At 65.8% G+C, this 2,505-nt stretch carries 1 protein-coding gene; it reads left to right on the top strand.

Going from position 1 to position 2,505, the window contains the following annotated elements:
* The first annotated feature begins 194 nt into the window (after window positions 1–194).
* Window positions 195–1,727, top strand: a complete 1,533-nt coding sequence (locus HZA32_04850) for a transposase (protein MBI5423391.1) — start codon at window positions 195–197, stop codon at window positions 1,725–1,727.
* Window positions 1,728–2,505: the final 778 nt, after the last annotated feature.

Raw genomic sequence — 2,505 nt, 5'->3', positions numbered from 1 at the left:
TCAGCGTCATCGAGGTCGCCATCTTCCTCGCCTTCGCCGCCCTCTTCGTCCACATCCTCGCGCGCGCCCTCGCGAAATCGCGCCTCATCTCCCGCTGGGCCGAAACGGACCAGAGACCCGAGCGGATTCGGACCGCGCGATGACACCGGCGCACGAGCGCCCAGGAGAAACGGAATGGCCCTTCGCTTGCCAACGTGCTCTTCGTGTCGTCCGGCATCTACAAACGCCACACGCCCGAGTCGACACTCCTTCACCGCGTCGTCCGCGACCACCTTGAGACGTTCTTCGCTCTCACGAAAACGGATAACACTGACACGCTCCCGCGGTACGTGGAGCAGGAATTCCGCAAGTACGTCCGGTGCGGCGTCCTCGCCCACGGTTTCGCCCGAGCGCGCTGCAAGCAGTGCGGTGCCGATATCCTCGTGGCCTTCTCCTGTAAGCGGCGTGGCCTATGTCCATCCTGTGGCGCGAGACGAATGGCGAACACCAGCGCCCATCTCGTCGACCATGTCTTGCCCGACGTCCCCATTCGTCAATGGGTCCTTTCGATGCCTTTCGATCTCCAGTTCCTCGTGGCCAGGGACCCACACCTCCTCACCGCGGTCCTTCGCATCCTTGTCGACGTCGTTTCGAAATGGCACACCGAAGCGTGCGGGCTCCAGGACGCGAAGACGGGCGCCGTTTCCTTCGTGCAGCGATTCGGCAGCGCGCTCAATCTCCACGTGCACTTCCACATCCTCGCCCTCGACGGCGTCTACGTTCCGGCCAAGCACGGCGAGTCGCTTGTCTTTCAACCGTCTCAATCCCCCGCAGCGAACAACGTTCACGCGCTCACCCTCGCGGTTCTTCGCCGCGTGCGAACGCTGCTGAAACGCCGCGGCCTCATCGGCGATGGCGACCTCCGCGCGTGCGCCGATCAGACTCCAACGCCGGGCCTCTTCGCCAACCTTGACAGCGCGGGCGCCGTCGTTCCTTCCGCGCCACCGCCGACGCGAAGACGCCAACCGTCGACACCGAACGACGACACCTGCGGCTTCAGCATCGACGCGAGCGTCCGAATCAAGGCCGGCGACTTCGACGGGCGCGAACGACTCTGCCGCTACGGTGCGCGACACCCTTTCAGCATCGAGCGTTTGTCAGAAACCGCGGACGGCCACATCGCCTACAAGATGAAGAAACCTCGCGCCGGCAAGACCTTTCTCATCCTCACGCCAGTCAACTTCCTCCGCCGTCTCGCGTCTCTTGTCCCGCCGCCCTTCTATCCCCTCCTCCACTATCACGGCGTCCTCGCGCCAAACTCACCGCTGCGACGCCGCGTCGTTCGCGTCAACACTGGCCGAAGGGCGATCGACCGGCCTCTCGCGCCCTGCGCCGCATCCGCGCCCGTGTCCGTGCCCGCGTTCGTCACCACGCCCGCCTTCGCATTCACGACGGCTCCGCCTCCCACCCGTGCCGCGACAACGTCCCTCGCGACCCTCCTCGCCGTCACGACCACACGCCTCTCCCGCATTGAATGGGCCACGCTCCTCAAGCGAGTCTACGACGTCGACGCGCTCCGCTGTCCCCGCTGCGACGGCCGCCTCGAGTTTATTGCCGTCCTCACGGAGCCCGCTCCCATCCGCGCCATCCTCGACCACCTCGGCCTGCCGTCCGAACCTCCCAGAATCCCCCGAGCACGGGACCCCACCCACTCGGATGCCCCCAACTTCTTCGACACCTACCCCTGACGAACCCCAGTCTCGTTCAGCAACAGAACCCGTGTCTCCCGAAAACGCGAAACCAGCACATTCTTCCCATACTCCCCGCCCGAAACCTCCATCTCGAGCCGCCACTCGCCAGTCGCCGAACACCCATCCACCCTTGCGCTACCTATCCTTCGCGGATGCGGATGCGGGCCCCGCCGTGTCGCGCCTGTTGCTCACCCCAACTGGCATTCCCGCAGCCGCGACATCGGTCGTGGCGCTCGTCGACCAAGGGCTCCTTGGCGGCACCTACGGAATCGAGTTGCCGCTTTCGAACGGGCCACCACAGCCATCGACGTGCCGAAGACATCCAACTATCGCGTACGGGCGGTCGCCTCGCGGCCGTTCTCGGTGGGTACCCGTTCGGTCCTCGCGGGCGCAACCGTGACGAGCGTCTCCGTCGCCGATGGTGGCGAGGTGGCCGTTCCGCTTGGCCTCGTTGCGCCGACACTCGCGAACGCCTCTCCGGCCCGCGCGAATCCAGACGCAAGCGTAACGCTCCGACTAACCGCGACCGACCCCGCGACCCTCCTCGCAGACGGCACCTTGACGCTCGCGCACGGCACACAGCCATTCTCAAACGGCGGCGGAACACGCGTCACGCCCCCCGATTCGGGCCCAACGAATCCAGCGGTCGTTCACACCGTTCCGACACCGACCGCGCCCGGCGCCGTTTACTATCAAGTGGAAATCGCCGCGTCGCCGCTATTCACGCCCGACGCTGGGACGATTCCGGTACTTCTCCTCCCCGACACGTTGCAGG

This window comes from Opitutia bacterium (assembly GCA_016217545.1).
Classification (GTDB): Bacteria; Verrucomicrobiota; Verrucomicrobiia; order Opitutales; family Opitutaceae; genus Didemnitutus.
Note: the sequence above shows the minus strand (reverse complement) of the source record. Positions and strands in the feature narration are given on the sequence as shown.